We start from the raw sequence: 25,929 nt of genomic DNA on the forward strand, positions 1-25,929 counted from the left end.
TGATGCGACGGTGCCGGGCATAGCCCCGGGCCCCACCCCAACAGTCGCTTCGAGCGACCACTCGCCGAGAGGCGCCATGGCGGCACCGTCCCCACTTCTACCGACTGTCGAGCGCGGCGATCGCCGCCGCTACGGCCTCCAGGTATTCGTCGACCTCGGCCTCGTCGTAACCGCGACGGCCGAGCGGCGGCTTGGGGAATCGGATCCCGCGGACGTCGTCGGCGCACAGATGCCCGCGGCCCTCGAGGCGGCGGGCCGTCAGCGCCAGCAGGTCGTGCACCGATTTCGGTTCGTAGCCGCGCCTGTTCCACGGTGACTTCGTGAATGTGGCGTTGCGTACGGCGTCGGCGGTCAATCCGCCGGAGGGCTCGCTCATCGCCTGCGATCGTAACCGCGCATGACGCTGTCGTTCGCCGTTCGTCGTTCGTTCATCCCCAGCGCGCCATTGCTCCACAGCGCCGCTCACGACCACCGCCTCCTGTCGGCGACCCCGCCTAGCGTCCCAACCATGACGAACTGGATAACCACGGTGAGCCGCGATCACGTCGAACGTGCAGTCCGCGGCCGTTTCACCCAAGCGAATCACGGTAAGCCGCACGCGCTTCGGCGCATGGCGCGCGGGGATTGGCTCATCTTCTACTCGCCTCGCACCACCCATCCCGACGGCCCGCCACTGCAGGCGTTCACCGCGATCGGCCAGGTGGTCGACGACGAGCCGTATGAGGCCGACGTCTCCGAGAATCCCTGGCGGCGCAACGTCGACTTCCTGGACTGCGTCGAGACCCCGATCCGGCCCATGATCGATGACCTCGACTTCGTCGAGAACAAACAGCGCTGGGGATATAAGTTCCGGTTCGGCGTCTTCCGCATCGACGACCACGATTTCGAGGTCATCCGCACCGCGATGACGCGCCCGCCGGAACTGGTGGCCGCGGCGACGGTCAACGAGACCTCTGGCGGGGTATCCGAGAGCGAACAGAACCACCCCGACTGATCGAGGAGACATCGTGACCACCGACAAGACCGGCGCGTCCACCACCGTCAACGCCGAATCCGACCGCTTCACCATCGGCGTCGAGGACAAGACCGTCGGCTTCGCCGCGTTCACCGACCGCGGTGGTCAGCGGGTGTTCACCCACACCGAGGTGGAGGAGGAGTACGAGGGTCGCGGGTTGGCCACCATCCTGGTCGCGGAAGCGCTCGACCGAACCCGCGACGCGGGGCTGCGGATTGTGCCCGCGTGCGCGCTGGTCGCGAACTACGTGGAGAAGCACGACGAGTACAGCGACATCGTCGACCCCGTGGAGGACTGAACCTCCGGCCGTAGGGCCTGCTGCCCACCGTTAGGGTCAGCGCGGTGAGCACTTCCCGACCTTCCGCGCCGGCGTTCTTCCTCCCGGACGGCGACACGCTCTGCCCCACCGCCATCTCTCGAGGACCCTGGGGCGAGACGGTGAGCGGGACGTACGTCGGCGGTCTGCTGGGCCACGTCATCGAGCGCGACACCGCGGCGGACCCGGACATGCAACCGGCGCGGCTCACCGTCGACCTCCTGCGCCCGGTCGGGATGGCGTCGATCACCGCGCGGTCGACGGTGGTGCGCCGCGGGCGGCGACTGTGGCTCGTCGAAGCCGAACTCCTGCAGGCCGACACCGTCGTGGCCCGCGCGAGTGCCCTGCTGCTGCGGCGCGGCACCGCGCCGGCCGACGATGCGTGGACCACTCCGCTGGAAATGCCGCCCCTGCCGCCGGATCCGGTCGAGACCGGCGGGCGCACGACGCTGCTGTGGGTGTTCGGCGGCAGCGACACCACGCATCCCACGCCGGACCTGCGCGGCTGGCAGCAGTCAGGTCCGAAATCGTTGTGGGTCAAGGAGATCACGCCGCTGGTCGAGGGGATCGAGCTGAGCCCGTTCGTGCGGGCGGCCATCGGCGGCGACTATGCGAGTTCGTTGACCAACTTCGGGTCGACGGGTCTGCCGTTCATCAACGCGGACTACACGGTGTCGCTGAGCCGGCTGCCGGTCGGTCCACATCTGGGGCTCGCGGCGCTGACCCACCACAGCTGCGACGGCGTCTCGGTGGGGGTGGCGACGATGTTCGATCGTCTCGGCCCGATCGGCAACGCCACGGTGACGGCGTTGGCGAACCCGGGTTTCACGCCCGGGCTCAGCGGGGCTGCAGGATGACCACCGGGATCTGCCGGTCGGTCCAGCTCTGGTAGTTCTCGAAGTCGGCGTAGAGGTCGACGAGTGGCGGCCACAGCCGGGTGCGCTGGTCCTCGTCGGCGACTACCGCGCGGACCGCGCGGCGCTGCGGACCGATCTGCGCGAACACGTCAGGATGGGCCACCAGGTTGCGGTACCACTGCGGATGTTCGCGGCGCCCGCCCTGTGATGCGACGATCACCACGTCGGCGCCGTCGCGCATGTACAGCAGCGGGGTGACGAACCACTTGCCGGATTTGCGGCCGCGGTGTTCGAGCAGCATGGTCGGCACCGGTTTACGCAGACCCGCGCCGACGCGCCACTTCCCGCCGATGCGACCCCCGGTGCGGCGGTACACCCACACGTGGGCCTTGCCGACGGCCTTGAAGATCTTCGGCAGCAGCGGCGAATCCAGCTGCTTCGGGCGCGGCGCGGTCATTGCTCCCCGAGGTACTGGGCGGTGCTGCCGCTCAGCGGCATATCGGGCATCCCGAGCTTGCGGTGATCCCAACTGCGCGTACGTTCGGGCACCACGCGCACCGCGATCCGGTTGTTCATCATCTGGTCGACGAACGGCTTCATCTCGTCGCTGTAGGGCCCGGTGTAGCGCTCCCACACGCTGATCCCCACGCGCAGAAGCAGATCGGGATCCGAGTCGACGATCTCGGCGCGGCCGTCGATCGAGACCCCGCGCAGGGTGTTGTACGTGAGGCCGTCCTCGAGCATCACCGTCAGTGTGGGGTCGCGACGTAGGTTGACCGCCTTCTGCGATTTGGCTTTGGTCTCGAACCAGATCTCCCCGTCGAGCACCGCGTACCACATGGCGACCAGATGCGGCCGGCCGCTGGGCAACAGCGTTGCCAGCGTCGCGGTCCGACTGTGGTCGATGAACTCGCTGATCTCCGCATCGGACATCACGATCTTGGCCCGTTCGTTCTTGCCCACGGTGTATGCCTATCAGGCCCCCGCCGTTGCCGTCACGGGAGTCCCCGTCTTCAGCGCGCGGTGAGTCGGCGCACCAGGGCTTCGAGCGCGGTCGTGTCGGCGGCGCTGACGGGCCGACCGGCTTCGGCGTCGGTAACGGCGTCGGGGCCCACGCCGGCGGCGTCGGCGGTCTCCTCGACGGTCAGCTCGGCGGCGTGCCGCGCCGCATAGAGCCGCCGGCTCAGCGGCGCGTTCGGTGCCCGGGCCGCCCGCACCACGAGGTTGTTGTAGGTGCGCCGGATGTCGCGCAGCACGACGGCGACGTCGGGTCGATGCGCGCTCTTCCCCGCGTTGCGCGCCATCGTCTCGAGCCCGCGCAGGTCGAACAGCAGCGCGTCGACGTATTCGTCGTACCCGGGGTCGTCCTGTTTGGGGGCGGCGTCGATGCGCGCCTTCACGTTGGCGAGGGCGATCTCCGCGGCGTCGACCATCACCGCCATCTGCACTGTGTCGGAGAGGATCTCGGTGCTCTCGTCCTCCGGAACCGGTCCGCCGGCATGGATCACGGCGATGGTTCCCGGCGGCCAGCGCAAGTGCGCCTCGAGGCGGCCGAGCTCCTCGTCGGACGGCCACTGCACGCCGGCCTCGAAGTCGGCCAGCACCTGCTGGTCGATCACACCGTCCGCGGCCAGGCGGCGCCGGGTGAAGCCGAGTTCCTCACGCCGGTCGGCGACAGCGGCGCCCACGCGGGCGACGTCACCGTCCGCAACGGCGTCCTCCTCGACGGTCAACGTGACCGGGATCCCCTCGGCGTGCCCCAACCGGACCGTCGCCGCGTCGCGGACCTCGACGGTGTCGACCCGCGCGCCCTCCACGAACATCCCGTTCGTGCTGGCGGCATCGCTCACCACCCAGTGGCCGCCGCGCACCTCGATCCGCGCGTGGACCCGCGAGACCCGCGGATCGTCGACACGGATCTGCGCGGGCGACTCCCGGCCGATCAGGATCGGCGCATCGTCGGGCGCGATGGTGTACGGAATCTCGCCACACCGGATCCTCAGCGCGGGAACGCTTTCGTCCGCGACCTGCACCATGGACCTCCCCCGCGAACACTTCGCCCTGCGATGCTAACCAATCGCCGGCTCATTCAGGCCGCATGCGGCGCTCCCGGTGCCGTGCCGTTATCGACGCCGCCGTCACCGACGTCCTGGTCGGATGGCGTACCTCAGAGCACGCCGTAGGGCGCCGTCACCCATCGCACCGGGTCGACCGTCCGGAACGGTGCGATCCCCCGCGAGTGCAACCGGTTACCGCTCGGCGGCGCACCGAGAGCGGACACCGCGAAATAGCGATGACCGAGCCGTCGTCCGGTGGACGGATTCTCCACCGCCGCGACGATCGCCCCGCCGTGCAACCGGGTGAGCAAGCTGCGCACCTCCTCGTGCAGCAGCTGACCGTCGGCCTCGTCGTACTGCGGGGTGTCCGACGGATCCCGCAGGTACGCCGCACCGGCATTCGACATGATCAGGCTCCACTCGGAGCCCTCGACATCGCGCAGCACGCGCAGTGCGTCGAACTTCGAGACGATCACCGCCAGCTTCGGCTGCGCGGGCCCTACCGCGTGCAGCACGTTGTTCAGCACCGCCCGCGGGTCGCCCCCGCTGAAGGCCTGCGCCGGCAACAGATCGTGGAGTTGGTCGCGAATCCCCTTGATGCGCAACGGGTCGAACATGAAGAACACCGCATCGGCGTTGGGGAAGAACCGGAACGTCGGGGTGTTGAGGTCGCCGGATTCCAGGTCCTCCCCCGCCACGTCACGCAGCACGAGATAGCGCCGGACGCCGTGCCACACCCCGATCCCGTAGATCAGCGGTTCGCGTTGATGCGACGACTGCGTCTGCACCGTCGGCGTGGGTGGCACGAGACCGCGTTGGACGTAGAGCGGTGTCTCGTAATTCATCGTGTAGGCCACCGCCGTCGCGCGGGTGGCGGGCTGCATCGACACTCCGAGGTGCTCGCAGAGCAGTTCGAGCTGTTTGATCAGCACCCCGATGTAGAGGCTCTTACCGGTCGCGCGGGCTCCCGCCATCGCGATGCACACGGCGTGGCCGCTGCGCCAGTCGTCGGGCAGCATGAAGTGGCAGACGGGGCAGATCTCCACGGCCGGGCCGGCCAACGCCTGGCTGGCCTCCGACAGCGGCGGCGGCGGACCGGTGTACCCGGGCGGGCGCGTCCAGGTGTAGAGCGGTCCGGAATCGGCGGGCGCGCCGAGATACGACGACGCGAGGTCGTCGCGGTATCGGGTGCCTCCGGCCTGCGGCGGCAGCGTCCACAGATACTGGCTCCCGTCCAGTACGGAGAAGCACCGCGGGCATTTCGACATGTCAACGGCTCCAACGGGTGCGGGCGATCGGGGCGGTGTGCGCATCGGGTCGCAGGGCCAGCAGACGGAGGACCGACCTGCGGTGGCGCCGGACGGCGCTGTCGGGTGGCTCACCGGTGAGCTGTGCGATCGTGGCGGCGATCATGTTGGCGTCCAACGCTTCCGGCCGCCGCGTGGCCACGACGTGCCGCGCCGCCTGCCAGACCACCTCCTCGACGCCGTCCGTGACCGCCACCGGATCATCGCCGTTGCGTGAGAAGTGCAGGGCCGCGACCGCCAACACCGACATCGCGTTCAGCAGGTAACCGTCGAGCAGTGCGGCCAGTTGACCGAATGCATCGTTGGCCACCTGGCTGTCGGCGGCCAGGATGTCCGTCGACGGCGGGTACGGCTGACCGGCGGCGAGGGCCACGGCGGCGAACGTCACCAGCCGGACGGCGAAGTCGTGATGTACCTCGGAAGCGTCGACGGTGTCCAGCGCCTTCTCCCACAGCGGTGTGTACGCGGCCTGGTGGGTGGCGGCGTAACCGCCCTCGATCCAGGCCCGCGCGTCGAAGATCCGCACCGCCGCGCAGGCCACCGCGACGTCGTCGTTGTTGGTGCTCAGCACGGACTGCGCCAACCGGTCGAGTGCCTGCGAGGACACCGCGCCCAGCAACGTCCGTACGGTGGCGCCGCCGGGCAGTGCGGAATCGCCTGCTGCGGCGAGCAGTTCGTCGGGGTGCCACACCGAATCGCCGGCGACCTCGGCGAACCGCGGTGAACCGGTGATCCGCAACCACCACAGGCTCGCCCACCGGTCGGCGTGGTCACTGGCGCCGCGCTGCACCGCATGGACCCCGCGCAGCGCCGCCCGCGTCCACACCGGATCCCACGGCTCGGCCTCGCGCAGATCCTGCGGGGCGGGGGCGGTGAACCCGTCGGCGAGCCAGTCCAACACCTCGCCGCCCACCTCAGGCGTCTCACCACCGTCGCGCAGCAGAACCGCGGCGAGGGTCAGTCGTGTTGAGGCGCAGATGTTTCCACGCAGCTCCTCGAGGAGCTCGGTCAGTCGAGGCGCCACCTCCACACGCAGCGCCGCCGTCACCCGCTCGTCGTCGAATCCCGAACGCAGCAGCAGGTCGGCCACCCGCGCCACCCGGTAGGGGCCGTCGGCGCGGGCGGTGGCCAAGGCGGATTCAGTGGCCTCGCGCAGTTCGCGCGGCGGGGAGTGCCGCTCGAACTCCCGCTCCGGTGCGGGGAGCAGGCCGGGCCGGTCCAACCATTCGGCGTCGCCGACCGCGCGGCTCAAATACGTCACCGTGGCCAGCTCGGCGGCCGGACCGGACGGCATGTCCTGCACGGCTTTCCACGCGTCGGCGGTACTGGTCCCCAACACGTCGCGCATGATGTCGGCGATCGTGCGCGCGACCACCGAATCGGCCGCCGCGCGCGGTGAATGCGCGGCGATCACCGCATGCGCCTCGGTGAGCGCGTCCGCGAACTCGTCGCGATGCGCCACCGCCATCGCCAGCGGCCAGGCGGGGTGCAGACCCGCATCGGCGACCTGGGCCGCGTAGTCGTCGATGTCGTCGAGGACGGACCGCGCCGACGCCGTGTCGAGGAGCACGACCTGCGCCATCGCCGACCATGCGGTGACCGTGATGGTCTGGCCGGCCGCCGTGCGGTGCGGTTCGTGGTCGAGCTCCCCCAGCGACAGCGAGGCGTGCTCGCTGAGCGCGACGACGTCGTCAGGCACGTCCTCGAGGTCCTCCAGGGGTACCGCGGTCAGGTGCTGGACGCTCTGGCGCGCGAGTGCGAGCTGATCGGCCCGGTCGAAGGTCGAGAAGTGCAGGCGTGCAGCGGTTCCCGGGGACATGAGGAAGCTGACCAACCCGATCCACTGCGCAGCGTGATCCTCCGATTCGACGCCGAGCACCACCGGGGGCCCACCGTCGAGGGCGGCGGCGACCGCGTCGAGCAACCCGAAGAGGGTCGCCAACCGCCACGAGCCGGGATCGAGCGCGAACTGCACCACGCTGTCCTTGGTCACCGACGTCCCCGGCGCGGGCGGTTCGCCGGGCAGCGCCGCCCCGGCCACCGCCACCGGACCGTACGGGCACAGCCACCCGTCGGAACGCCACCATTGGATGGGCCGATGGGACCGGTCCCCCGCGGCGCGGTCCAGAAGTGCGTGGGCGAACACGTTCCCGGGACGCCCGGTGCTGTCGGATCCGGCAGGCACGGTGTGCCAGAACCCCGCACGCTGACGGTCCAGCCGTCCGTACGACAGCCGGCGCGGCCCCAGTGCGAGTTGTTCGGCCGTCGGGTACGCCGGCAGCGGCCGCGCGGGCCGGAACACCGTGCGCACCCCCGCGGTCAGGGCCTGCACCTCCTCGGCGGTCAGATCCGCGGAGGTCTCCTTCACCTGCCAGCCACCGGTGTGTTCGCCGGTGTCGAACGAGGTGTAGGTCAGCTGCCCGTACCGCATGGTCATGGCGCCGCCGGGGTCAACCGCAGATGTTCGACCGGCGGGTCGAGCAAGGCGATCAGCCGCAGGCTGGCCGGCGACGAGGTGCTCACGAACAACCGGATCCAGCCCTGCCGGTTGCGGACGTTGGCCGCCCACACTTCGCTGCCGCCGGTGGTGGTGAGCTGCGACCACCGCAGTTCCTTGGCGGGCGGGGCGGCCAGCCTGCCCTGCTCGTCGAGGGGCGCCACGTCGACGAGGTCACCGTCGTGCACGCTCAACGGGATCCGGTGCGGATTGTTGACCAGGACGAACGCCGGCGAGCCGGGCAGGTCGTACTCGGAGCGCACCGCCAGCGTCGCGCTGAACGGGCGGCCGTCGTTGTCGCGTCCCACCCGCACCGCGTACTGCAGCCGCAGCAGCCCCTGGTAGTCGATGCTGGCGATCGCACCCATGACGCGCCTGCCGCCGGTGAACGCGATCGGCGCGAGATGTAGCGAACAGCCTTCCAGGGGAAGCTGATTCGACAGCTGCAGGCCGCCGTACTTCTCGTACTCCTCGAGCGTGATCTCGAAGCTGTGACCGCTCAGCCCGTCGCGCGGATCGTGCCCCCGGGGTGCGAGGTACACGATGACCTCTGCGGCGCCGTCGGGCCAGTCGAATGTGAGCACCTGTTTGTTGCAGTACTCGGCGAGTTCGATGTCGCGGATCACCCCGGTGCGCACGGTGGAGAAGGTCCGGCCCAGCATCGCCCGCCCGCCGATGAGCGTGACAGGGGTGAAGTACGCACGGCTCCACTGGTCGGGCCACGCGACGGCGGGCATGGCGGTGCGGATTCGCCCGTCGTCGTCGCGGGTCTCGGTGATCGGTTGCGCCAGACGGAGTTCCGGTGGCAGACCCACCTGGTCGAGCGCATCCTCAGGCAGCTCGTCGGCCTCGGCGCCGGCGCTCGGCCCGGTCGGGGTTCGGTAGACGACGACGCGCCCGCCGGGCGGCGTGGTCCAGGCGAGGTCGAGCACGGTGGCATCGGCGGTGCTGCCGGTGATCTCGAGGTCGGTGACGGGCGCGAGCACGGCCGATACGTTCACGTCGGCCTGGGCCGCCTCGGACAGTCGCAGCACCCCAGCGACGGGCGCGGCACACCGCACGCGGTAGACGTAGCGGTGGCCGCGTTCGACGTCGATGTCGACGAATCCCGCGAGGTTGTCCTGTCCCGCCAGGATGCGGTATTCCGGCCCGTCGCGATGCGCTTCGCCGGCCGGGATCCGGTACACGTAGACCGCGCCGATGCCGGGCGGCACGGTGTAGCGGCCGATCACCCGCCCGGAGTCCTCCTGCACCGTGAGGTCGGCGATGCGGCTGATCAGCACGCCGCCCGCGTGCAGGACGGGTTGGGCCGCCAGCGCTTCGGCATGGGTTGATCCGGCGTTCGCCCACACCTGGAAGTGGCGCACCGCGGCCACCGGCGGCCGGTCGTCGGTGGCCGACGTCGCGTTGGTCACGTCGAGCAGGTCACCGGTCTCCGGTGACCGGGGCGGCGCGTCCTCCCCGCTGACCACTCGGTACACGACGGCCTCGGCCGCGTCGACGGGCGGCCAGCGCAGTTCGAGCGCGCCGGTGTCACGGCGCCGGTGCAGTGAGACGCTGTGGCTCGGCGCGCCCGGTATCCCACCGGTGTACGGCGCGAATTCGTCTGACTCGGAATGGTTTTCGTTGACGGGTCGGAACGGCGCGTCGTCGGGTTCGACGGTGTCGTCGCCACGGTGCCTGCCCCCGGGGGTTTCCTCGGCATCGCCGGACGGTGTGGGCAGTTGTGCGAGGACGCGCGCCATGTCGTCGGCGTGTTCGGACACCGAGCCGGGCAGCATGGCGCGGATCTCATCGACGTCGGTGCGTCCGGAGCGCAGCACGAGCCGCAGGTGGGCCTCTTTGAAGCTGCGCGCGGACACGGCACCGGAGTCGATGAGTCCCTGCCGCCATTCGAGCAGGGCGCCGAGGCGGGGATCGTCGTCGGCGTGCGGGTGTTCGGTCACCGCAGATCTCCGGTCACCACGTCACCCCCGCGCGTTTCATTGCGTCAGATTCCACCATCAAGGTCAGCAAATTATCCACGGAACCGGGTGAACGTGTCCCGAAGGGGCCGATTCTTGCCCTTAGACTTCCGCAAACGCGGTGCAATGGACGCCACACAGCCGAGGACGCGGTTGTTAGGGTGTGGCCATGCCGTCCATCCGGGTCCGCCAAGCGGCCGAGTTACTGGGTGTCAGCGACGACACCGTCCGTCGGTGGATCGACGACGGCAGCCTCACCGCGACCCCCGACGCCTCCGGGCGCAAGGTCGTCGACGGCGCGGCACTCGCCGAGTTCGCCCGCCGCCACGCCGGCTCCGCGCCGAAGGATCCGCTCGGTGTCGCGAGCTCGGCGCGGAATCGGTTCGCCGGGCTGGTGACCAACGTCGTCACCGACACGGTCATGGCGCAGGTGGAGATGCAGTGCGGGCCGTTCACCGTCGTGTCGCTGATGAGCACCGACGCGGTGCGGGAGCTGGGGCTGGAACCCGGCAGCATCGCCGTCGCCGTTGTGAAGGCGACCACCGTCATCGTCGAGACGCCGGCCGCCCCATCATGAAGCGGATCGCCGGCGCGGTCCTGCTCACAGTCACGCTCAGTGGCTGTGCGACCGAAGAGAATTCGAACGACACCATCACCGTGTTCGCCGCGGCGTCGCTGCGTGCGCCGTTCACGGAGATCGGCGAGCAGTTCGAGCGTGACCATCCGGGCACCTCGGTCGAGTTCTCGTTCGCGGGGTCCTCGGACCTGGTCACCCAGCTCACCCAGGGCGCGCGCGCCGACGTCTTCGCCTCGGCCGACGCCCGCAACATGGGCCGGGCCGCCGAGGCCGGACTCCTCGCCGGTGACCCCGTCGAATTCGCCACCAACACCCTGACTATCGCCGTCGCACCCGGCAACCCGAAAAGCGTCCGCACGCTGCGCGATCTGACGGCGTCCGGCATGAGCGTGGTGGTGTGTGCGCCGCAGGTGCCGTGCGGGGCCGCCACCACCGCCGTGGAACGCGCTGCGGATGTGGAGCTACAGCCGGTGAGCGAGGAGTCGTCGGTGACCGATGTGCTCAACAAGGTGACCAGCGGTCAGGCCGATGCCGGGCTCGTGTACGTCACCGATGCGCGCGGTGCCGGCGACCGCGTGACCGCGGTCGACTTCCCCGAGGCGGCCGGTGCGGTGAACACCTACCCGATCGCGGTCCTCGAGGGATCGTCGGACCGCGCGCGGGACTTCGTGGCTGCGGTCGCCGGTGACGAAGGTCAGACGCTGTTGCGGGACAGCGGGTTCGGCCCGCCCTAGACGCTACTGATTCGCACAGTGGTGAAGCGGCGGGTGGCGATGCGCCAGCCGTCGGGTGTGCGGACCAGTTCGTCGTCGTAGAAGCCGACGGCGTTGACACCGGAAGCGTTGTCCGGCGCGAAGATCACCGCGTCGACGTACGCGCGGGCGCGGGCGGTGTCCCCGTCGAGGTCGACGGCGAAGTTCGTCAGCCGGTGCAGAGTGTGGCCGGCCATGGCGTGCGTCTGATCCATGAACTCGGTGACCGCGTCGACGCCGTCGAAGGTGCCGATGTCGCCGTAGTCGAGGCGGCAGTCGGCGGTGAACACGGTCCGGAACAGCGCCCAGTCGCGCCGGTCGATCCCGGTGGCGTAGCGGACCAGGACGTCGACGATGTCCTGCCGGTCACTCATGAGACGTCCGGTTCGTACCGCAGCATCGTGACGTCGTGGTCGGGTTAGTCGCAGAACACCGGTCGCACCCGCATCCCGACGTGGATGTCCTCGGGTGCCACGTTGACCAGTTCGGTCGAGAACCGCGGGCCCTCATCCCATTCCACGATCGCGGTCAGCAGGGGTACCGCGTCGGTGAAATGTGGTCCGACGGGCCTGCGCGCGACCGTGTACGAGTACAGCGTGCCGAGTCCGGAGATCTCGCGCCATTCCAGGTCGTCGGCCAGGGTGCGGGGCGCACGCACCCGCGGGTAGAACACGTACTCGTCCGACGACGGCGAGTACTGGATGCGGATCTTGTGTTCGGCCAACGCATCCCAGAAGGGTGCGGTCGTCGGGGTCTTGACCGGCATGGGGCGTTCGAAGGTGGTCATCGGGTCAGTCACCTTCCAGGATGAGGGTGGTCTGTTCGGACAGGATGCCGCCGTTGCCGGAGACGAACGCCCGGTTGCAGTCCGCCACCTGGGCGGCACCGGCGCGGCCCATGATCTGCCGGGTGGCGTCGCAGACGTGGTGCATACCGCCCGCAAGCCCGGCCTGTCCGAAGCCCAGCTGTCCGCCCGCGGTGTTGAGTGGGAAGTCACCCCGGAAGGTCAGGTCGTGGTCGCTGACGAACGCCATGCCCTTGCCCTTCTCGCAGAAGCCGGCGTCTTCGAGGCTGAGCAGCACGGTGATCGTGTAGCAGTCGTAGATCGACACCATGTCCATGTCGGTGCGCTCCAGACCCGTCATCCCGAACGCGGTGTCGGCGGCCTTGGTGATCGGCGTCTGCAGCAGGTCTTTGGCGTAGGTGGGGGTCTTGAACGGCACGTGCTCACCGAAGCCCTTGATCCACACCGGCCTTCGCTTGGCCTTACGCGCCATGTCTGCACTGGCCACCACCACCGCCGCACCGCCGACACACGGCATCACGATCTCGAGCATGTGCAACGGGTCGGCGATCACCGGACTGGCCAGCACGTCGTCGATGGTGAGCGGTTTGTCCTTCCAGATCGCACCCTCGGTGTGGTTGGCGTTGACCCGCTGGTCCACCACGATCTTGGCCATCGCCCGCTCGTCGTAGCCGTACACCGCCGCATACCGCTGAGCCACCTGCCCGTACGGGCCGTTCTGCCCCAGGTTGCCGTAGGGGATCTCGAATTCCGCCTGCGGAGAACCGAACTGGTTGCTCGACGAACCGAAGAACATCGCGTCGACGAGTGGGGCCGGCTTCTTCTCCGACGTCGGGGTCAGGTAGCGCGCGGGCAGCGCGCACAGCACCACGTCGCACAGCCCGAGTTCGATCGCCGCCGCGGCCCGCCAGACCATCCCCGCCGCACTCGCCCCGCCGAGGTCGAGAATTTCGGCGAAGTTCGCGTCCACTCCGAGGTACTCCGCCACCGTCGACGGGACGAAGATCTCGGATTCGCCGATGTGGGAGGTGACGATGCCGTTCACCGACTCCCCCGGCAGGCCGGCGTCGGCCAGCGCGGCGGCGCTCAGCTCGGCCCACTGCTCGAGCAGGAACGGTCCCGGTGTGGCCTTGTTCAGCCGTTCCGGGGGCAGTTCGACATAGCCGACGATGGCGGCTTCACCGCGTAAACCCATGTGCGCCTTCCTGTCATCCACGGGGTAGCCCGAGCACCATCTGCGCGATGATGTTCAGCTGGATCTCTCTGGTGCCGCCGCCGACGAGTTCGGCGGGCAGGTGCAGGTACGGCTGCACCACCGGCGGGTCGGTGTCCGCCAGCAGCGCCGTGTCACCGGTCAAGCGGAGCGTCGCGGCGAACGTCCGCCGCAGCATCGCCGCCGTCGCGACCTTGGCGATACTCGACGCAGGCCCGGCGTGCTGCCCGTCGAGCAGCCGCAGCATCTCCCGCACCCCGAGCGCCTTGATCGCCCCCGAGTACGCGTCGATGTCCCCCAGCGCGTGCAACGCCGCGTCCTGTTCAGGACCGGCGGTGTCGGCCAGATGACGCAGCGCGCCGGCCCTGTCGTTGTGCACGTAGTTGCCGATCGCGACGCGCTCCTGGGCCATGGTGGCGATCGCCAACCCCCACCCCGCGGTCGGTTCGCCCAGCAGCATCTCATCGGGCACGAACACGTCGGTGAGGAACACCTCGTTGAAGTGCGCGTCGCCGGTGGCCTGCCGGATCGGTTGCACCTCAATGCCTTCGGCGCTCATGTCGACGATGAAGTAGCCGATGCCGCGGTGCTTGCGGGCGTCGGGATCGGTGCGAGCCAGCAGCGCTCCGTAGTGCGCCTGCTGCGCCGACGACGTCCAGATCTTGTGGCCGTTGATCGTCCAGCCGCCGTCGACCCTGGTGGCCCGGGTGACCAGCGACGCCAGGTCGGAGCCGGCGGACGGTTCGCTGAACAGCTGGCACCACGCCACCTCCCCGCGCAGGGTCGGCGGCACCAGGCGGTCGCGCACCTCGGGACGCGCGGCGCTGATCAGCGACGGCACGATCCACTCCGCGATGCCGACCGACGGCCGTACCAGTTCCGATCGCGCCGCGTACTCCTCGTCGATGATGAGCTGCTGCCGCGGTGTGGCGTCCAGCCCCCACGGGGCGGGATAGTGCGGCGCCACCAGCCCGGCCTCCGCGAGCGCGGTGCGCTGCGGCCCGGTGGCGAACTGGTCGTAGTCGCCCTGCGGGCGGGGCCCGTCATTGGGCAGGCCGGCCGCGTGGTCGAGGGCGGCGCGCACCCGGGCCCGGAAGTCGGGCTCCGCATCGCCGAGGCGCACGGTGACATCACGGGCGGTGGTGCGGGTCAGCTCACCGAGGCGTCGACTCCATCTGGTGGCCGGGCCGAGTGACGCCGCCAGCGCCGTGGCGCGCCGCCAGTAGAGGTGCAGATCGTGCTCCCAGGTGAATCCGATCGCCCCGAACATCGTCAGGGTGTCGAGGACGAGGTCGGGCGCCGGCGTGACGGCCATCAGCACCGCGGTCGCGGCGGCGATGGTGTGTTGTTCGGCGCTTTCCCCGGCTGAGCGCACGGCGTCCCATGCCGCCGCGGTGGCCAGTTCGCTGCTGATGAGCAGCTCCGCCGCGCGGTGCTGCAACGCTTGGAAGGCGCCGATCGGTTTGCCGAATTGTTCACGCGTGCGCAGATGTTCGGTGACGGCGTCGACGCACCACCGCAGGATTCCGGATGCCGCGCAGGCGGTGAGGGCGGCGACCGCGCACCGTGCGGCCTCGAGGTCGATCCCGGGCAGCCGGCGCTCCGGCGCGACGGTGACGCGGTCGAACCGCACCGATGTCGCATCGGTGGTCAGGTCGGTCCCCCGCTGCGAGTCGGTCACCACGTCGTCGGCGTCGACGACGAACCACAGCAGCCCGTCGTCATCGGTGTGCGCGGCGGTCAGGATCCGGCGCGCGGCACCCGTGCCCAGCCCGATCCGCGTCGTCCCGGTGACCTCCCACCCGTTCGACACGGCGACGGCCTGCACCGCACCGTCATTCGGCAGGATGACCGCGGCGGTGACACCGCCCGCGAGGTCGCGCAGGAGGCTGTCCACCGCCGGTGCGGTGTAGGCGAGCAGCGCGACGGCGCCCGCGGCGACGGTGGACAGCAGTGGCCCGGGCAGCAGTGCCTGGGCGGCGGATTCGATGACGCACGCGGTGTCGACGAGGTCGCCGCCCTGTCCCCCGACCCGCTCCGGCAGGTGGACGGCGTGAAACCCGTTGGCCACCAGTTCGTCCCACCAGGCGGGCACCGCACCCGCGGTGAGGTCGTCGAACGCTTCGCGGGTCTTGTCGATCGGCGCGTGGCGAGCGGCGAAGTCGCCGACGGCTTCGGACAGGGCGTGCTGTTCGGGTGTCAGCGCGATGGGCATCAGCGGTGGTCCTCGACGGGTTGGCGGCGGTGGGCGAGGAAGAACTCCGCGGCCTCGGCCAGGGCTTGGGTGGTCGGGGCGGGCCGCCACCCGAGTTCGCGTTCGGCCTTGGCATGGTCCATCGGCGACATGATGTGCATGAGCCGGATGGTCAACGGCGTGAGTTGGGTGTCACGGCGGCGAAGCCGGGCCAGCCAGGCACTCGGCACCGCCGCCGCGGCCATCACACCGATCGGCATCCCGCGTTGCGGGGGCGTGACGCCGACTGCTGCACAGGCGGTCTCATAGATCTCGCGGGCGCTCATGAACCGTTCGGAGACGATGTAGCGCTCCCCCGGGCGGCCACGCTCGGCGGCGAGGATCAGCGCGGCGGCGGCATCTCGCACACCGACGACCTCGGCCCGGGCGCCGTCGATGTAGAACGGCAGCTTGCCGCGCACGGCGGCGCGGACCAGCCCGCCGTGCGGTGTGGGTAACCAGTCCCCCGGCCCGTAGGTGTTCGACACACACATCGCGACCGCGGGCAGTGCGCGCTCGCGGTGGTACCGCAGCACGAGGTCCTCGGCGGCGACGCGGGTTCGCACGTAGTCCCCCGCCTGGTCGAGCCAGTTGTGCGCGGTCTCCTCGGTGGCCAGGCCGGTGCGGGTGCGTCCGATGGTCGCGATCGAACTGGTGAACACGAAGCGCTGCAGGTCGGCGTCGGTGACGATGTCGAGAACGCGTTGCAGGCCTTCGACATTGGTCCGCCAGAGCGGCGTGGGATCGGTCAGCCACGCCCGCGCGTCGACCACGCAGTAGTAGACGACGTCGCAGTCGGCGACCGCCGCGCGCACCGCGGCGTCGTCGAAGACGCCCCCGTAGTGGCGTTCGACGGGCAGGCCGTCGATGCCGCGCGTCGAACTGGTTCGGCGGAGCAGTACGCGCACGTCGTCGCCCCGGTCCACCAACTGGCGCGTGACGTGGGAGCCCAGAAAGCCGCTGGCCCCGATGACGAGCTTCTTCCCCACGCATCTCCCCGTGTCCGAGACGAGACGGTTCGTCTCGTCTGTGGCAGACTACGGGGCGATGACGCAGCCCGCAATGCCCGACGGGGGGACCGCGCCGCCGCGGCGGCGCAGCGAGAAGTCCCGCGTGGCGATCGTCGCCGCGACCCGTGAGCTGCTGCTCGAACGCGGCTTCGACGGGCTGTCCATCGAGGCCGTCGCCGCGCGCGCCGGCGTGGGCAAGCAGACGATCTACCGCTGGTGGCCGAGCCGGCCCGCACTGGTCGCCGACGTGCTGCTCGAGGATGCGCACGAGATCCTGGCGCCGGTCCGCGACACCGGGGATCTCGTCGCGGATGTGGTGACGTGGATCGACAAACTGGCGACCACGCTGACCAGTCGCAGAGGGAACGCGATGCTGCGCATCCTCACGGTCGCGTCACTGGAGCACGAGGACACCGCCGCGCGGCTACGGGCGGGTTTCGGCGATCCGCTGCACGCCTCGGTGCGCGACCGACTCCTGGCCGCGGGTGTCGACGAGCCGACGGCGGAGTCCGCCGCGGAGGCCATCGTCGGGGGAGTGGTGTACGCGATTCAACGAGAGGGCTGTTCGTACTCGCGGGAGCGCGCGCAGCGCACCGCACGCCTGATCGCCGAGCCGCTGGTGAACTAGCAGAGGCCGGGTCATGACGACCCGGCCTCTGTGCATGTCAGGTGTTATCCGATGCAGCCGACACCGGGGATGCAGCCCTGGACCCCGTCGGGGCCGGCAGAACCGCTGGGACCGCCCGGGATCGAACCGCTCACGCCACCGGGACCGGCAGTGCCCTCAGGGCCACCGGGGATGACGCCGCTGGCACCGTCGGGACCTGCCTCACCGGCCGGACCGCCGGGGATGGCGCCCGCCGCGCCGTCGGGACCCGCGACACCGCCCGGACCGCCCGGGATCACGCCGCTGGCACCGTCAGGTCCCGCGACACCGCCGGGACCACCGGGGATGCCGCCCGCTGCGCCGTCAGGACCCGCAACACCGTTCGGGCCGACGAAGCACGCGCTACCGTCGGCGTTGACGCACGGCGGCGGAGGCTGGGTGACGAAACTTCCTGTGCTACCGAACGCCGCCGGCGCGAGCGCGATCGCAGATGCGGCAACGCCTGCGAACAGGCCCGGGGCGACGGCTTTACTCATTTTGTTTCGCATGAATAAGCCATTGCCGCCGACTCTTTCGTTCAAACCACCCCGATTCGTGACGGTTTCATCGATGTGCGGCGGTTTAGGCCGCGGCGCAGCCGGTTATGACGGGCGCAGGAGGTTGGCCCTTGACGACTGGACATCTCGACGCGGATCGGCCGACCGAACCGATTCATGTGCCCGGCGCCATCGTCGGCGGGCGCTATCGACTCGTGGCGGCGCACGGCGCCACGTCGCTGCTCGAATTCTGGCAGGCCGTCGACCTGGCGAGTGGTCAGCACGTGGCGCTCACCGTTGTTGATGCGAGTGCGACGCTGCCCGTGGAGTGGGTGAATGAGATCCTGTCGCAGACGGTGCGGTTGCGCGGCCTCGACACCGCCGGCATCGCCCCCATCCTCGACGTCCTGCACACCGGGCGCTACGGGGTCGTGGTGGGGGAGTGGGTGCCCGGCGGCACCCTGACCGAGGTCGCCGGGACGGGCCCCTCACCGGTCGCCGCGGCGGGAGCACTCGAAACGCTCGCGACGGCCGCCGAGGTCGCCCACCGCGCAAGCCTTCGCCTTGGCGTCGACCATCCGGCGCGAATCCGGGTCAGCACGGCAGGACACGCAGTACTCGCCTTTCCGGCTACCTTGCCCGACACCACGCCGTACGGTGATCTGCGCGGGATCGGATGCTGCCTCTACGCGCTGCTGACCGGTACCTGGCCGGAGGACGAGACACCCGTACCGTTGGCTGAGTTGCGCTCGGACGCACCGTATTTGGTCTCTGCCACCGCGGACGGTCTGGTCCGGCCACAGCCCGGTATCACCAGCGCGGCCACCCTGGTGACGATGCTGCGACAGGCCGCGCACGACGGTGCGGGCGACGGTGCCGACATCCGGGTCCTGCCGCCGCTCGACCCGCCACCGCCGGGCGTCTACGCGACGTTCCGCAACTTCGGACCGGCCGAGGAGAAGCAGGCCGCCCGCAGGAGCGTGCTGCGGGCGACGATCGGTGCGGCGGCCGCCGTCGTGGCCGTGGGTGTGGTGACGTTGGGGTCCAGCCTCAACGGCGTCCTCGAGGCCCCGGATCAGACGGCGGCGATCGACGCCGGTCAGCTTGGCCTACAGGACGATCCGACGCCGGTCGCGCCGCCGCCGCGGGAGACGGTCAAGGCGGGCGCCGCGCAGGCGCCGGTCAAACCCGCGCGGGCCGAAGTGTTCTCGCCGGACGGTCGGCCCGACAACCCCGGTGAGGCGGGCCGGGTCATCGACGGCGACCCGGCGACGGCGTGGACGACGGACCGGTATTACGACACCGAACCGTTCCCGAAGTTCAAGGAGGGGCTCGGCCTGATGCTGGAGCTTCCCGCGCCGACGTCACTCGGGACGGTCACTGTCGAATCACCCAGCGCGGGAACGGTTGTCGAACTCCGGTCGGCGCGCGGCCCGTCCCCGTCCGGCCTGGCGGAGACCAGCGAACTGAGCGCGCCGACACCGCTACAGCCGGGCCTCACCACCATCGCGGTGCGTAGCCGGGAGCCGGTCGACCGGGTGCTGGTGTGGGTACGGACCCTGGGCAGCACCGACGGCCGCAATCAGGCCTCGGTCTCCGAGATCACGGTGCACCCGCCGGCACCGCCGGCGTAGGCCGTTCCCCGGCGCCAATCGCTCGCGTTCGTTACGATCCGGTCGGTCAGGGCATTTCGTGGGAAGAGGCCGTTTCCGATGGATGAGTTTCCGCAAGACTACGAGATCTTCGACCTCGGCGACGTGACGTTGCAGCACGGTGCCACGCTGCGCGACGCCAAGTTGGCGTACAAGACCTACGGCGAACTGAACGCCGACAAGAGCAACGCGATCGTCTATCCGACCTGGTACTCGGGACGCCACTGGGACAACGAGTGGCTGATCGGCGAGGGCATGGCGCTCGACCCGACGAAGTACTTCATCATCGTCCCGAACATGCTCGGCAACGGGTTGTCGTCGTCACCGTCGAACACCCCGCCACCGTACGACGCCGCGCGCTTCCCGCACGTCACCTTCTACGACCAGGTCGAGCAGCAGCACAAGCTGGTCACGTCGTTCGGCATCGAGACTCTGCCGCTGGTGACCGGGTGGTCGATGGGCGCGGGGCAGACCTACCAGTGGGCGGTCAGCTATCCGGACATGGTGCAGCGCGCACTGCCGTTCTGCGGGTCGTCCAAGACCAGTGAGCACAACATCGTGTTCCTCGAGGGCGTCAAGTCAGCGCTCACCGCCGATGCGGCGTTCAAGGAGGGCTGGTACACCGAGAAGCCCACCAAGGGGCTGCGGGCGGCGGCGCGCGTGTACGCCGGATGGGGTTTCTCGCAGGCGTTCTACTGGCGCCAGGAGTACAAGAAGATGGGCTACTCGTCGCTCGAGGACTTCCTCGTCGGATTCTGGGAGGGCTTCTTCCTGGACCGTCGCGATCCTAACAACCTGCTGGCGATGCTGTGGACCTGGCAGAACGGCAACGTCGGGGCGACGCCCGGCCGAGGGTTCGACGGCGACCAGGTCGCGGCGCTGAAGACCATCAAGGCGAAGATGATCGTGGTGCCCGCCGAGAAGGATCTCTACTTCCCGCCCGAGGACGAGGAGTTCGCCGTCAGCCACATCCCGAACGCCGAATTACGTGTGATCCCAGGCGTTTACGGTCACTTCGCCGGCGGCGACGCGAACCCGGACGACAACCGCTTCATCGACGAGGCCATCAAGGATCTGCTCGCGCGGTGATATTCGTGTGCGCCACCCGCGACGGGTGTGACACCGTCGGTACACATGACGTCATCAGGCCCGAGCGGGATCGTCGTCCGCGGTGGTGAGGAATCGGACCGGCCCGGCATCGGGCTGCTGACCTCGACCGGTTTCGGTGAGGAGCCGTCCCCCGAAGCGGACGCCATGTGGGATTCGATCACGCCCGACGACGGCGTGGTGGTGGCCTGCGACGGCCCCGACGTCGTCGGTGTCGCGAAGTACTTCGACCTGAGCCTGACGCTCCCCGGCGGCGGGGTGCTGCCCATGGCGGGGGTGTCCGATGTCGTGGTGGCACCGACCCATCGGCGGCGAGGCGTGCTGCGGGCGATGTTCGCCGAGTTACACGACCGAATCGTGGCGGCGGGGTATCCGGCGGCCGGGCTGACCGCATCGGAGGGCGGAATCTACGGCCGGTTCGGATACGGTCCCGCCACGATCGACCAGTCACTGCGCGTCGAGCGCAAGCGAGCCGCGTTCCATCCCGACGTACCCGACCCCGGCGGGGTGCGCATCGTGCGGCCGGGGGAGCACCGCGCGGAGTTCGAGGAGATCTACGAGCGCTGGCGGCTGCGCACGCCCGGCGGATTGCCGACGCCGAAGGCACTGTGGGACAACGTGTTCGCGGACCGCCCGGAGGGCCGCGGTGGCGGCACGTCGCTGTTCGCGTTGCTCCACGCCGACGGGTTCGCGTTCTACCGCGTGCACGGCGCGCGCCCCGACCGCACCGCGCGGGTGACGAAGTTCGCGGCGCTGACCCCGGACGCGCACACCGCGCTGTGGCGGGCGCTGATGGGTCTCGACTTGATGGACGCGGTCGAGATCAACACCCACCCGGGGGATGCGCTGCCGTACCTGCTCGCCGACGCCCGGGTGGTGCGCACGACGGGGGCGGTGGACGATCTGTGGCTGCGGCTGCTCGATGTGCCGACCACGCTAGCGGCGCGGCACTACGGCGCGGACCTGTCGATCGTGGTCGAGGTGGCGGGCGGCGGACGGTTCGCGCTCGATGTGCGCGACGGACGCGCCGAATGCGCGCCGACCGACCGGCCCGCCGACGTCCACACCGACCTTTCAGTTGTGGGCAGCCTGTTCCTCGGCGCGCATAAGGCGTCGGCGTTCGCGGCCGCGGGCCGGCTGCGGTGCGCCGACGGCGCGCTACTGCCACTCATCGACGCGGCATTCGCCTCCGACGTCCCCGCGCAGCTCGGCTTCGGATTCTGAGGTACCGGGTGGTGGCTAGAAGCCGAACAACTCGTCGAGGCGATCGCGCCGCCGTATGAAGAAGTAGTTGGCGTGGCGGATTCCGTACCGCACAGGGTTCTCAGCCAACCACCGGTCGTAACAGCGGCGCTGCGGGTCATCCTGCTTCTCAGCGCCGAGAATGTCGCCGGAGCGGCACCACACAAGCTGACCCAGGGTGAACCCGGTGTTGGCGGCGGAGTCGAAGACCGAGCGTCCCGACGGATCTGCGACGAGCAATGCCAACTGATGTCCGACCTTGTTCCGCGCGAACCGCAGGCCCAAGATCACCTGGCCATGGCTGTCGTCGTCACGGTGTTTCTCGTACGCCTTGCCGAAGTGGTGCCGATAATGCTCATCGAGACTGAAAACCCACCACAGTGTTTCGCCGAGCGCCGCGTACCACGCGGCCACGTCGCGACCGGCGAGAGCATGTTGCAATCGCCCGTGAGCGTCGAGGAAGGCGCGGAATGCCAGGTCGGAATCAGTCGGAGTAGCGCTCATTCGGCACCTCGTGAAACAAAGACGGGCACGAGCCCACAAACACAGAAGTCGCGGACCCCGAAGGATCCGCGACCTCTGCGTTCAAGTGTGGGCGAAGGGGGACTTGAACCCCCACGTCCCGAAGGACACTGGCACCTGAAGCCAGCGCGTCTGCCATTCCGCCACTCGCCCTAACGACCGCAGGAGCCTATCACCCACGCCGCGTCGACCCCAAAACGCCAGCAGCGGCGTGATGGACACCGCACTGACCAGCCACGATGTGATTCTCAGAGTTTCGTTGGTCCCCCGGGCAGAACGTGGGTAGATACCATGCAGGAAGATCGCGGACCAGCCGACACGCGGCGGTCCGGCTGCGCGAACAGGCACGACCACAATTGAGACGGGCGGTGACATGGGTCTGGTGGACCGGATCGAGCGCAAGCTCGAATCCACCGTCGGCGACGCATTCGCCCGCGTCTTCGGCGGATCGATCGTCCCGCAGGAGGTGCAGGCCCTGCTGCGGCGCGAAGCCGAGGCCGGGATCCGTCCCGTCGGCCGCGGCCATGTTTTGGCCCCGAATGATTACGTAATTACCCTCAGTGTGCCCGACCACGCGAAGGTGAGCGCAGATCCCGACCTGACCGCGTCCACTTTCGCCAAGCATCTGGAGGGATACATCCGTGAGCAGGGGTGGCAAACGTATGGTGATGTGGTCGTCAAGTTCGAACAGTCACCGAATCTGCACACTGGACAGTTCCGCGCTCGTGGTGCGATCAACCCCGACTCCACCACAGGCGAACCCGCCCCAGCACACCGAGACCATGCGTTCCCCGCAGAATCAGGAGTACCGATGAGTGACAACCCGACGTACCGCGGCGGCGGCCAGGGACAGGGTCGTCCCGGCGACGAGTACTACGACGAGGGCTACGGACGTCCCCAGGACGAGGCGCGCGGCCAGGAGCCCCGCGCCCCCTACCCGCCGGAGCAGGGCGGCTACCCGCCCCGCGGCGGATACCCCGAGCAGGGCGGCTACCCCGACCGCGGCGGATACCCCGACCAGGGTGGCTACGGCGGCGGCTACGGCCAGGGTCAGGGCGGCTACGGCCCGCCCCCCGGCGGCGGCTACGACCAGGGCTACCGTCCCGCGCCGGGCGGCTACCCGCCCCCGCCTGCCGGTGGTCAGCCCGGCTACGGCGCCCCCGGCGCCGATTACGACTACGGCCGCGGCCCCGGTCGTCACGAGGACGGCGGCTACGGCCGGCCGGGGTACCCCGATCAGGGCGGCTATCCCGACCAGGGCGGCTACGGCGGTGGCTACGGCGCCCCGGCAGGCGGCCGCCAGGACTACGGCCAGGACTACGGCCGCGGCTACGGTGAGCCCGCGGGCGGCTACGCCGACCCCGGCTACGGCGAGCCCGCCCAGCGCGACTACGACTACGGCCAGCAGGGTGGCTACGGCGCCGGCTACGGCCAGCCCGACTACCCGGCGGCGGGCGTGGGCACCACGGTGACCCTGCAGCTCGACGACGGCAGCGGACGCACCTACCAGCTGCGTGAGGGCGCCAACGTCATCGGCCGCGGCCAGGACGCGCAGTTCCGACTTCCGGACACCGGCGTCTCCCGCCGCCACCTGGAGATCCGCTGGGACGGTCAGGTCGCGCTGCTGTCGGATCTGAACTCCACCAACGGCACCACGGTGAACAATGCACCCGTCCAGGAATGGCAGCTCGCTGACGGCGACGTGATCCGGCTGGGCCACTCCGAGATCATCGTCCGGGTGCACTGAGCGCACGCGCCGGTCACGTTCAGGTCAAGCTGTCGGCTTCGTCTTCGCCCCGATCGCAACCCCAAGTATCGTGACGTTGCCAGCAGGCGCGGACGACGGTCATACCGACGTGCGGTGAACAGGACGGAGAGGACGTCAGATGCAGGGGTTGGTGCTGCAGCTGACGCGTGTCGGCTTCCTGCTGCTGCTGTGGCTGTTCATCTGGTCGGTGCTGCGAATCCTGCGCACCGATATCTACGCACCCACCGGCGCGGTCATGGTGCGCCGCGGGCTGGCGCTGCGCGGCTCACTGCTGCCCAACCGGCAACGCAACGTGGCCCGGCAGCTCGTCGTCACCGAGGGCGCGCTGACCGGCACCCGGATCACGCTCGGCACCCAGCCGGTGTTGATCGGTCGTGCCGATGACTCCACGCTGGTGCTGACCGACGACTACGCGTCCACCCGGCACGCCCGGCTGTCGCCGCGCGGCTCCGAGTGGTATGTCGAGGACCTAGGATCGACCAACGGCACATACCTTGACAGGGCGAAGGTGACGACTGCGGTAAGGGTTCCGATGGGCACGCCGGTTCGGATCGGCAAGACGGTGATCGAGTTACGCCCGTGACGCTCGTACTGCGGTATGCCGCGCGCAGCGATCGCGGCCTCGTCCGCGCCAACAACGAGGACTCCGTCTACGCCGGTGCCCGCCTGCTCGCGCTCGCCGACGGTATGGGCGGCCACGCCGCGGGTGAGGTCGCCTCGCAGTTGGTGATCGCCGCGCTGGCCCACCTCGACGACGACGAACCCGGCGGCGACCTGCTCAGCAAGCTCGACCAGGCGGTGCGCGAAGGCAACTCGGCGATCGCCGCCCACGTCGAGGCCGACCCCGAACTCGACGGGATGGGCACCACGCTCACCGCGATCCTGTTCGCGGGCAACCGCCTCGGGCTGGTCCACATCGGCGACTCGCGCGGCTACCTGATGCGCGACGGTGAACTCACCCAGATCACCAAGGACGACACCTTCGTCCAGACGCTCGTCGACGAGGGCCGCATCACCGCCGAGGAGGCGCACAGCCACCCACAGCGGTCGCTGATCATGCGGGCGCTCACCGGTCACGAGGTCGAACCGACGCTGATCATGCGGGAGGCCCGCGCCGGCGATCGCTATCTGCTGTGCTCGGACGGCCTGTCGGATCCGGTCAGCCACGAGACCATCGCCGAGGCGCTGCAGATCGCCGACGTCGCCGAAAGCGCCGACCGCCTCATCGAATTGGCGTTGCGCGGCGGCGGCCCCGACAACGTCACCGTGGTCGTGGCCGATGTGGTCGACTACGACTACGGCCAGACCGCCCCCATCCTCGCCGGCGCGGTCTCCGGTGACGACGATCAGCCCCCGCCCAACACCGCCGCCGGCCGCGCCTCGGCGTTCAACCCGAAGCGCAACGCACCGAAACGTGTTGTGGCGCAGCCCGAAGAGCCCGTCAAGAAGCCTCGGTCGAAGCGCCGCATGATCATCGCGGCGACGCTGCTGGTGCTCGTCGTGCTCGCCGGGCTGGCGATCGGCCGGCAGATCGTGCGCAGCAACTACTACGTGACCGCGCACGAGGGCACCGTATCGATCATGCGCGGTGTGGACGGCTCGTTTCTCGGTTACCGGCTGCAGGAGCCGTACCTGCTGGGCTGCCTCAACGCCCGCAACGAACTGTCGTTGATCAGCGCCGGACAGTCCGGTGAGAACCGCGGCTGCCAGCTGCTCGCCGTCCAGGACATGCGCGAATCCGAACGCGCACAGGTGATCGCCGGTCTGCCCGGCGGATCCCTCGACGAGGCCATCGCCCAGATCGAGGAGCTGGCCGGCAGCTCGGTGCTGCCGATCTGCCCGCCGCCCGCGCCTGCGACCACCCGCCGGACTCCGCCGCCCACCCCGGCCAC

General features: G+C 69.8%; 26 protein-coding genes and 1 tRNA gene. 12 read left to right on the forward strand and 15 right to left on the reverse strand.

Annotated elements, in window-relative coordinates; all coding sequences use genetic code 11:
* Positions 1–97: 97 nt before the first annotated feature.
* Positions 98–376, reverse strand: coding sequence for a DivIVA domain-containing protein (locus AU194_RS08335; protein WP_059088760.1), 279 nt, complete (start codon positions 374–376; stop codon positions 98–100).
* A 132-nt stretch (positions 377–508) separates the two neighbouring features.
* Between AU194_RS08335 and AU194_RS08340 the strand changes: the two genes are divergently transcribed.
* From AU194_RS08340 to AU194_RS08350, 3 genes are read left to right on the forward strand one after another with little or no spacing between them, the layout of a single operon-like run.
* Positions 509–994 (forward strand): EVE domain-containing protein, encoded by a 486-nt coding sequence (locus AU194_RS08340; RefSeq protein WP_059088761.1) that lies wholly within the window; start codon positions 509–511, stop codon positions 992–994.
* 13 nt (positions 995–1,007) lie between these two features.
* Complete coding sequence (locus AU194_RS08345) at positions 1,008–1,313, forward strand: GNAT family N-acetyltransferase (protein WP_059088762.1); 306 nt, start codon at positions 1,008–1,010, stop codon at positions 1,311–1,313.
* A 44-nt stretch (positions 1,314–1,357) separates the two neighbouring features.
* A complete protein-coding gene (locus AU194_RS08350; RefSeq protein ID WP_059088763.1) occupies positions 1,358–2,188 on the forward strand; it encodes an acyl-CoA thioesterase domain-containing protein in 831 nt (276 codons plus the stop codon).
* Here AU194_RS08350 and AU194_RS08355 read toward each other — a convergent pair.
* From AU194_RS08355 to AU194_RS08380, 6 genes are all read right to left on the reverse strand, one after another.
* On the reverse strand, positions 2,169–2,645 hold the full coding sequence (locus tag AU194_RS08355) for a nitroreductase family deazaflavin-dependent oxidoreductase (RefSeq protein WP_059088764.1): 477 nt from the start codon (positions 2,643–2,645) through the stop codon (positions 2,169–2,171). The two genes, AU194_RS08350 and AU194_RS08355, sit on opposite strands and share 20 nt — an antisense overlap.
* Positions 2,642–3,151, reverse strand: a complete 510-nt coding sequence (locus AU194_RS08360; RefSeq protein ID WP_059088765.1) for a pyridoxamine 5'-phosphate oxidase family protein — start codon at positions 3,149–3,151, stop codon at positions 2,642–2,644. Before AU194_RS08360 ends, AU194_RS08355 begins: the two co-directional genes overlap by 4 nt.
* A 50-nt stretch (positions 3,152–3,201) precedes the next feature.
* The gene (locus AU194_RS08365; protein ID WP_059088766.1) at positions 3,202–4,224 is read right to left on the reverse strand and encodes an FHA domain-containing protein; all 1,023 of its coding nucleotides are present in this window, start codon (positions 4,222–4,224) and stop codon (positions 3,202–3,204) included.
* A 131-nt stretch (positions 4,225–4,355) separates the two neighbouring features.
* On the reverse strand, positions 4,356–5,513 hold the full coding sequence (locus AU194_RS08370) for a hypothetical protein (protein WP_059088767.1): 1,158 nt from the start codon (positions 5,511–5,513) through the stop codon (positions 4,356–4,358).
* A gap of 1 nt (position 5,514) precedes the next feature.
* Positions 5,515–7,989 carry a hypothetical protein gene (locus AU194_RS08375; RefSeq protein ID WP_059088768.1) on the reverse strand — a complete coding sequence of 825 codons (2,475 nt, stop codon included), beginning with the start codon at positions 7,987–7,989 and terminating at the stop codon, positions 5,515–5,517.
* On the reverse strand, positions 7,986–9,995 hold the full coding sequence (locus AU194_RS08380) for a hypothetical protein (protein ID WP_059088769.1): 2,010 nt from the start codon (positions 9,993–9,995) through the stop codon (positions 7,986–7,988). Before AU194_RS08380 ends, AU194_RS08375 begins: the two co-directional genes overlap by 4 nt.
* A gap of 187 nt (positions 9,996–10,182) precedes the next feature.
* Here AU194_RS08380 and AU194_RS08385 point away from each other — a divergent pair, with 187 nt between their 5' ends.
* Both AU194_RS08385 and modA read left to right on the forward strand, forming a co-directional pair.
* Complete coding sequence (locus AU194_RS08385; protein ID WP_059088770.1) at positions 10,183–10,590, forward strand: molybdopterin-binding protein; 408 nt, start codon at positions 10,183–10,185, stop codon at positions 10,588–10,590.
* Positions 10,587–11,324 (forward strand): molybdate ABC transporter substrate-binding protein, encoded by a 738-nt coding sequence (gene modA / locus AU194_RS08390; protein WP_059088771.1) that lies wholly within the window; start codon positions 10,587–10,589, stop codon positions 11,322–11,324. Before AU194_RS08385 ends, modA begins: the two co-directional genes overlap by 4 nt.
* Here the strand turns inward: modA and AU194_RS08395 are convergent.
* From AU194_RS08395 to AU194_RS08415, 5 genes are read right to left on the reverse strand one after another with little or no spacing between them, the layout of a single operon-like run.
* Complete coding sequence (locus AU194_RS08395) at positions 11,321–11,716, reverse strand: nuclear transport factor 2 family protein (RefSeq protein WP_059088772.1); 396 nt, start codon at positions 11,714–11,716, stop codon at positions 11,321–11,323. The two genes, modA and AU194_RS08395, sit on opposite strands and share 4 nt — an antisense overlap.
* Before the next feature lie 44 nt (positions 11,717–11,760).
* A complete protein-coding gene (locus AU194_RS08400; RefSeq protein WP_059088773.1) occupies positions 11,761–12,129 on the reverse strand; it encodes a Zn-ribbon domain-containing OB-fold protein in 369 nt (122 codons plus the stop codon).
* Between the two features lie 4 nt (positions 12,130–12,133).
* Positions 12,134–13,342 carry a thiolase family protein gene (locus tag AU194_RS08405; protein WP_059088774.1) on the reverse strand — a complete coding sequence of 403 codons (1,209 nt, stop codon included), beginning with the start codon at positions 13,340–13,342 and terminating at the stop codon, positions 12,134–12,136.
* A 13-nt stretch (positions 13,343–13,355) separates the two neighbouring features.
* Positions 13,356–15,575, reverse strand: coding sequence for an acyl-CoA dehydrogenase (locus AU194_RS08410; RefSeq protein WP_059088775.1), 2,220 nt, complete (start codon positions 15,573–15,575; stop codon positions 13,356–13,358).
* On the reverse strand, positions 15,575–16,582 hold the full coding sequence (locus AU194_RS08415; protein WP_059088776.1) for an NAD-dependent epimerase/dehydratase family protein: 1,008 nt from the start codon (positions 16,580–16,582) through the stop codon (positions 15,575–15,577). The genes AU194_RS08410 and AU194_RS08415 overlap by 1 nt, the downstream gene beginning before the upstream one ends.
* Positions 16,583–16,655: 73 nt before the next feature.
* On the opposite strand from AU194_RS08415, the gene AU194_RS08420 reads away from it, so the two are divergent.
* Positions 16,656–17,231, forward strand: coding sequence for a TetR/AcrR family transcriptional regulator (locus AU194_RS08420; protein ID WP_059088777.1), 576 nt, complete (start codon positions 16,656–16,658; stop codon positions 17,229–17,231).
* A gap of 44 nt (positions 17,232–17,275) precedes the next feature.
* Here the strand turns inward: AU194_RS08420 and AU194_RS32155 are convergent, their stop codons facing one another.
* Positions 17,276–17,758, reverse strand: coding sequence for a hypothetical protein (locus tag AU194_RS32155; RefSeq protein WP_197417551.1), 483 nt, complete (start codon positions 17,756–17,758; stop codon positions 17,276–17,278).
* 119 nt (positions 17,759–17,877) lie between these two features.
* On the opposite strand from AU194_RS32155, the gene AU194_RS08430 reads away from it, so the two are divergent.
* From AU194_RS08430 to AU194_RS08440, 3 genes are all read left to right on the forward strand, one after another.
* Positions 17,878–19,380 (forward strand): protein kinase family protein, encoded by a 1,503-nt coding sequence (locus AU194_RS08430; protein ID WP_197417552.1) that lies wholly within the window; start codon positions 17,878–17,880, stop codon positions 19,378–19,380.
* A 78-nt stretch (positions 19,381–19,458) separates the two neighbouring features.
* Complete coding sequence (locus AU194_RS08435) at positions 19,459–20,487, forward strand: alpha/beta fold hydrolase (protein ID WP_059088779.1); 1,029 nt, start codon at positions 19,459–19,461, stop codon at positions 20,485–20,487.
* A gap of 45 nt (positions 20,488–20,532) precedes the next feature.
* On the forward strand, positions 20,533–21,729 hold the full coding sequence (locus AU194_RS08440) for an enhanced intracellular survival protein Eis (RefSeq protein WP_059088780.1): 1,197 nt from the start codon (positions 20,533–20,535) through the stop codon (positions 21,727–21,729).
* 15 nt (positions 21,730–21,744) lie between these two features.
* Here the strand turns inward: AU194_RS08440 and AU194_RS08445 are convergent, their stop codons facing one another.
* Positions 21,745–22,251 carry a hypothetical protein gene (locus AU194_RS08445; RefSeq protein WP_157575952.1) on the reverse strand — a complete coding sequence of 169 codons (507 nt, stop codon included), beginning with the start codon at positions 22,249–22,251 and terminating at the stop codon, positions 21,745–21,747.
* Between the two features lie 88 nt (positions 22,252–22,339).
* Positions 22,340–22,422, reverse strand: a tRNA-Leu gene (locus tag AU194_RS08450).
* A 220-nt stretch (positions 22,423–22,642) separates the two neighbouring features.
* Between AU194_RS08450 and AU194_RS08455 the strand changes: the two genes are divergently transcribed.
* The 3 genes from AU194_RS08455 to AU194_RS08465 all read left to right on the forward strand — a co-directional run.
* Positions 22,643–24,016: a DUF3662 and FHA domain-containing protein gene (locus AU194_RS08455; RefSeq protein WP_059088782.1), complete on the forward strand. Its 1,374-nt coding sequence runs from the start codon at positions 22,643–22,645 to the stop codon at positions 24,014–24,016.
* Positions 24,017–24,155: 139 nt separating this feature from the next.
* Complete coding sequence (locus tag AU194_RS08460) at positions 24,156–24,620, forward strand: FHA domain-containing protein (RefSeq protein ID WP_059088783.1); 465 nt, start codon at positions 24,156–24,158, stop codon at positions 24,618–24,620.
* The coding region (locus AU194_RS08465; RefSeq protein ID WP_059088784.1) for a PP2C family serine/threonine-protein phosphatase at positions 24,617–25,929 on the forward strand (1,313 nt) is incomplete at its 3' end. The genes AU194_RS08460 and AU194_RS08465, both read left to right, overlap by 4 nt.

The sequence above is a fragment of the Mycobacterium sp. GA-2829 genome (assembly GCF_001499965.1).
Lineage (GTDB): Bacteria > Actinomycetota > Actinomycetes > Mycobacteriales > Mycobacteriaceae > Mycobacterium.

What these genes read in the sequence shown, in the direction of transcription:
- AU194_RS08435 (WP_059088779.1), top strand. Translation starts at nt 19,459, where the DNA reads ATGGATGAGTTTCCGCAAGACTACGAGATCTTCGACCTCGGCGACGTG.
- AU194_RS08340 (WP_059088761.1), top strand. Translation starts at nt 509, where the DNA reads ATGACGAACTGGATAACCACGGTGAGCCGCGATCACGTCGAACGTGCA.
- AU194_RS08445 (WP_157575952.1), bottom strand. Translation starts at nt 22,251, where the DNA reads ATGAGCGCTACTCCGACTGATTCCGACCTGGCATTCCGCGCCTTCCTC.
- AU194_RS08460 (WP_059088783.1), top strand. Translation starts at nt 24,156, where the DNA reads ATGCAGGGGTTGGTGCTGCAGCTGACGCGTGTCGGCTTCCTGCTGCTG.
- AU194_RS08335 (WP_059088760.1), bottom strand. Translation starts at nt 376, where the DNA reads ATGAGCGAGCCCTCCGGCGGATTGACCGCCGACGCCGTACGCAACGCC.
- AU194_RS08395 (WP_059088772.1), bottom strand. Translation starts at nt 11,716, where the DNA reads ATGAGTGACCGGCAGGACATCGTCGACGTCCTGGTCCGCTACGCCACC.
- AU194_RS08370 (WP_059088767.1), bottom strand. Translation starts at nt 5,513, where the DNA reads ATGTCGAAATGCCCGCGGTGCTTCTCCGTACTGGACGGGAGCCAGTAT.
- AU194_RS08365 (WP_059088766.1), bottom strand. Translation starts at nt 4,224, where the DNA reads ATGGTGCAGGTCGCGGACGAAAGCGTTCCCGCGCTGAGGATCCGGTGT.
- AU194_RS08455 (WP_059088782.1), top strand. Translation starts at nt 22,643, where the DNA reads ATGGGTCTGGTGGACCGGATCGAGCGCAAGCTCGAATCCACCGTCGGC.
- modA (WP_059088771.1), top strand. Translation starts at nt 10,587, where the DNA reads ATGAAGCGGATCGCCGGCGCGGTCCTGCTCACAGTCACGCTCAGTGGC.
- AU194_RS08420 (WP_059088777.1), top strand. Translation starts at nt 16,656, where the DNA reads ATGCCCGACGGGGGGACCGCGCCGCCGCGGCGGCGCAGCGAGAAGTCC.
- AU194_RS08385 (WP_059088770.1), top strand. Translation starts at nt 10,183, where the DNA reads ATGCCGTCCATCCGGGTCCGCCAAGCGGCCGAGTTACTGGGTGTCAGC.
- AU194_RS32155 (WP_197417551.1), bottom strand. Translation starts at nt 17,758, where the DNA reads ATGCGAAACAAAATGAGTAAAGCCGTCGCCCCGGGCCTGTTCGCAGGC.
- AU194_RS08405 (WP_059088774.1), bottom strand. Translation starts at nt 13,342, where the DNA reads ATGGGTTTACGCGGTGAAGCCGCCATCGTCGGCTATGTCGAACTGCCC.
- AU194_RS08355 (WP_059088764.1), bottom strand. Translation starts at nt 2,645, where the DNA reads ATGACCGCGCCGCGCCCGAAGCAGCTGGATTCGCCGCTGCTGCCGAAG.
- AU194_RS08440 (WP_059088780.1), top strand. Translation starts at nt 20,533, where the DNA reads ATGACGTCATCAGGCCCGAGCGGGATCGTCGTCCGCGGTGGTGAGGAA.
- AU194_RS08400 (WP_059088773.1), bottom strand. Translation starts at nt 12,129, where the DNA reads ATGACCACCTTCGAACGCCCCATGCCGGTCAAGACCCCGACGACCGCA.
- AU194_RS08410 (WP_059088775.1), bottom strand. Translation starts at nt 15,575, where the DNA reads ATGCCCATCGCGCTGACACCCGAACAGCACGCCCTGTCCGAAGCCGTC.
- AU194_RS08375 (WP_059088768.1), bottom strand. Translation starts at nt 7,989, where the DNA reads ATGACCATGCGGTACGGGCAGCTGACCTACACCTCGTTCGACACCGGC.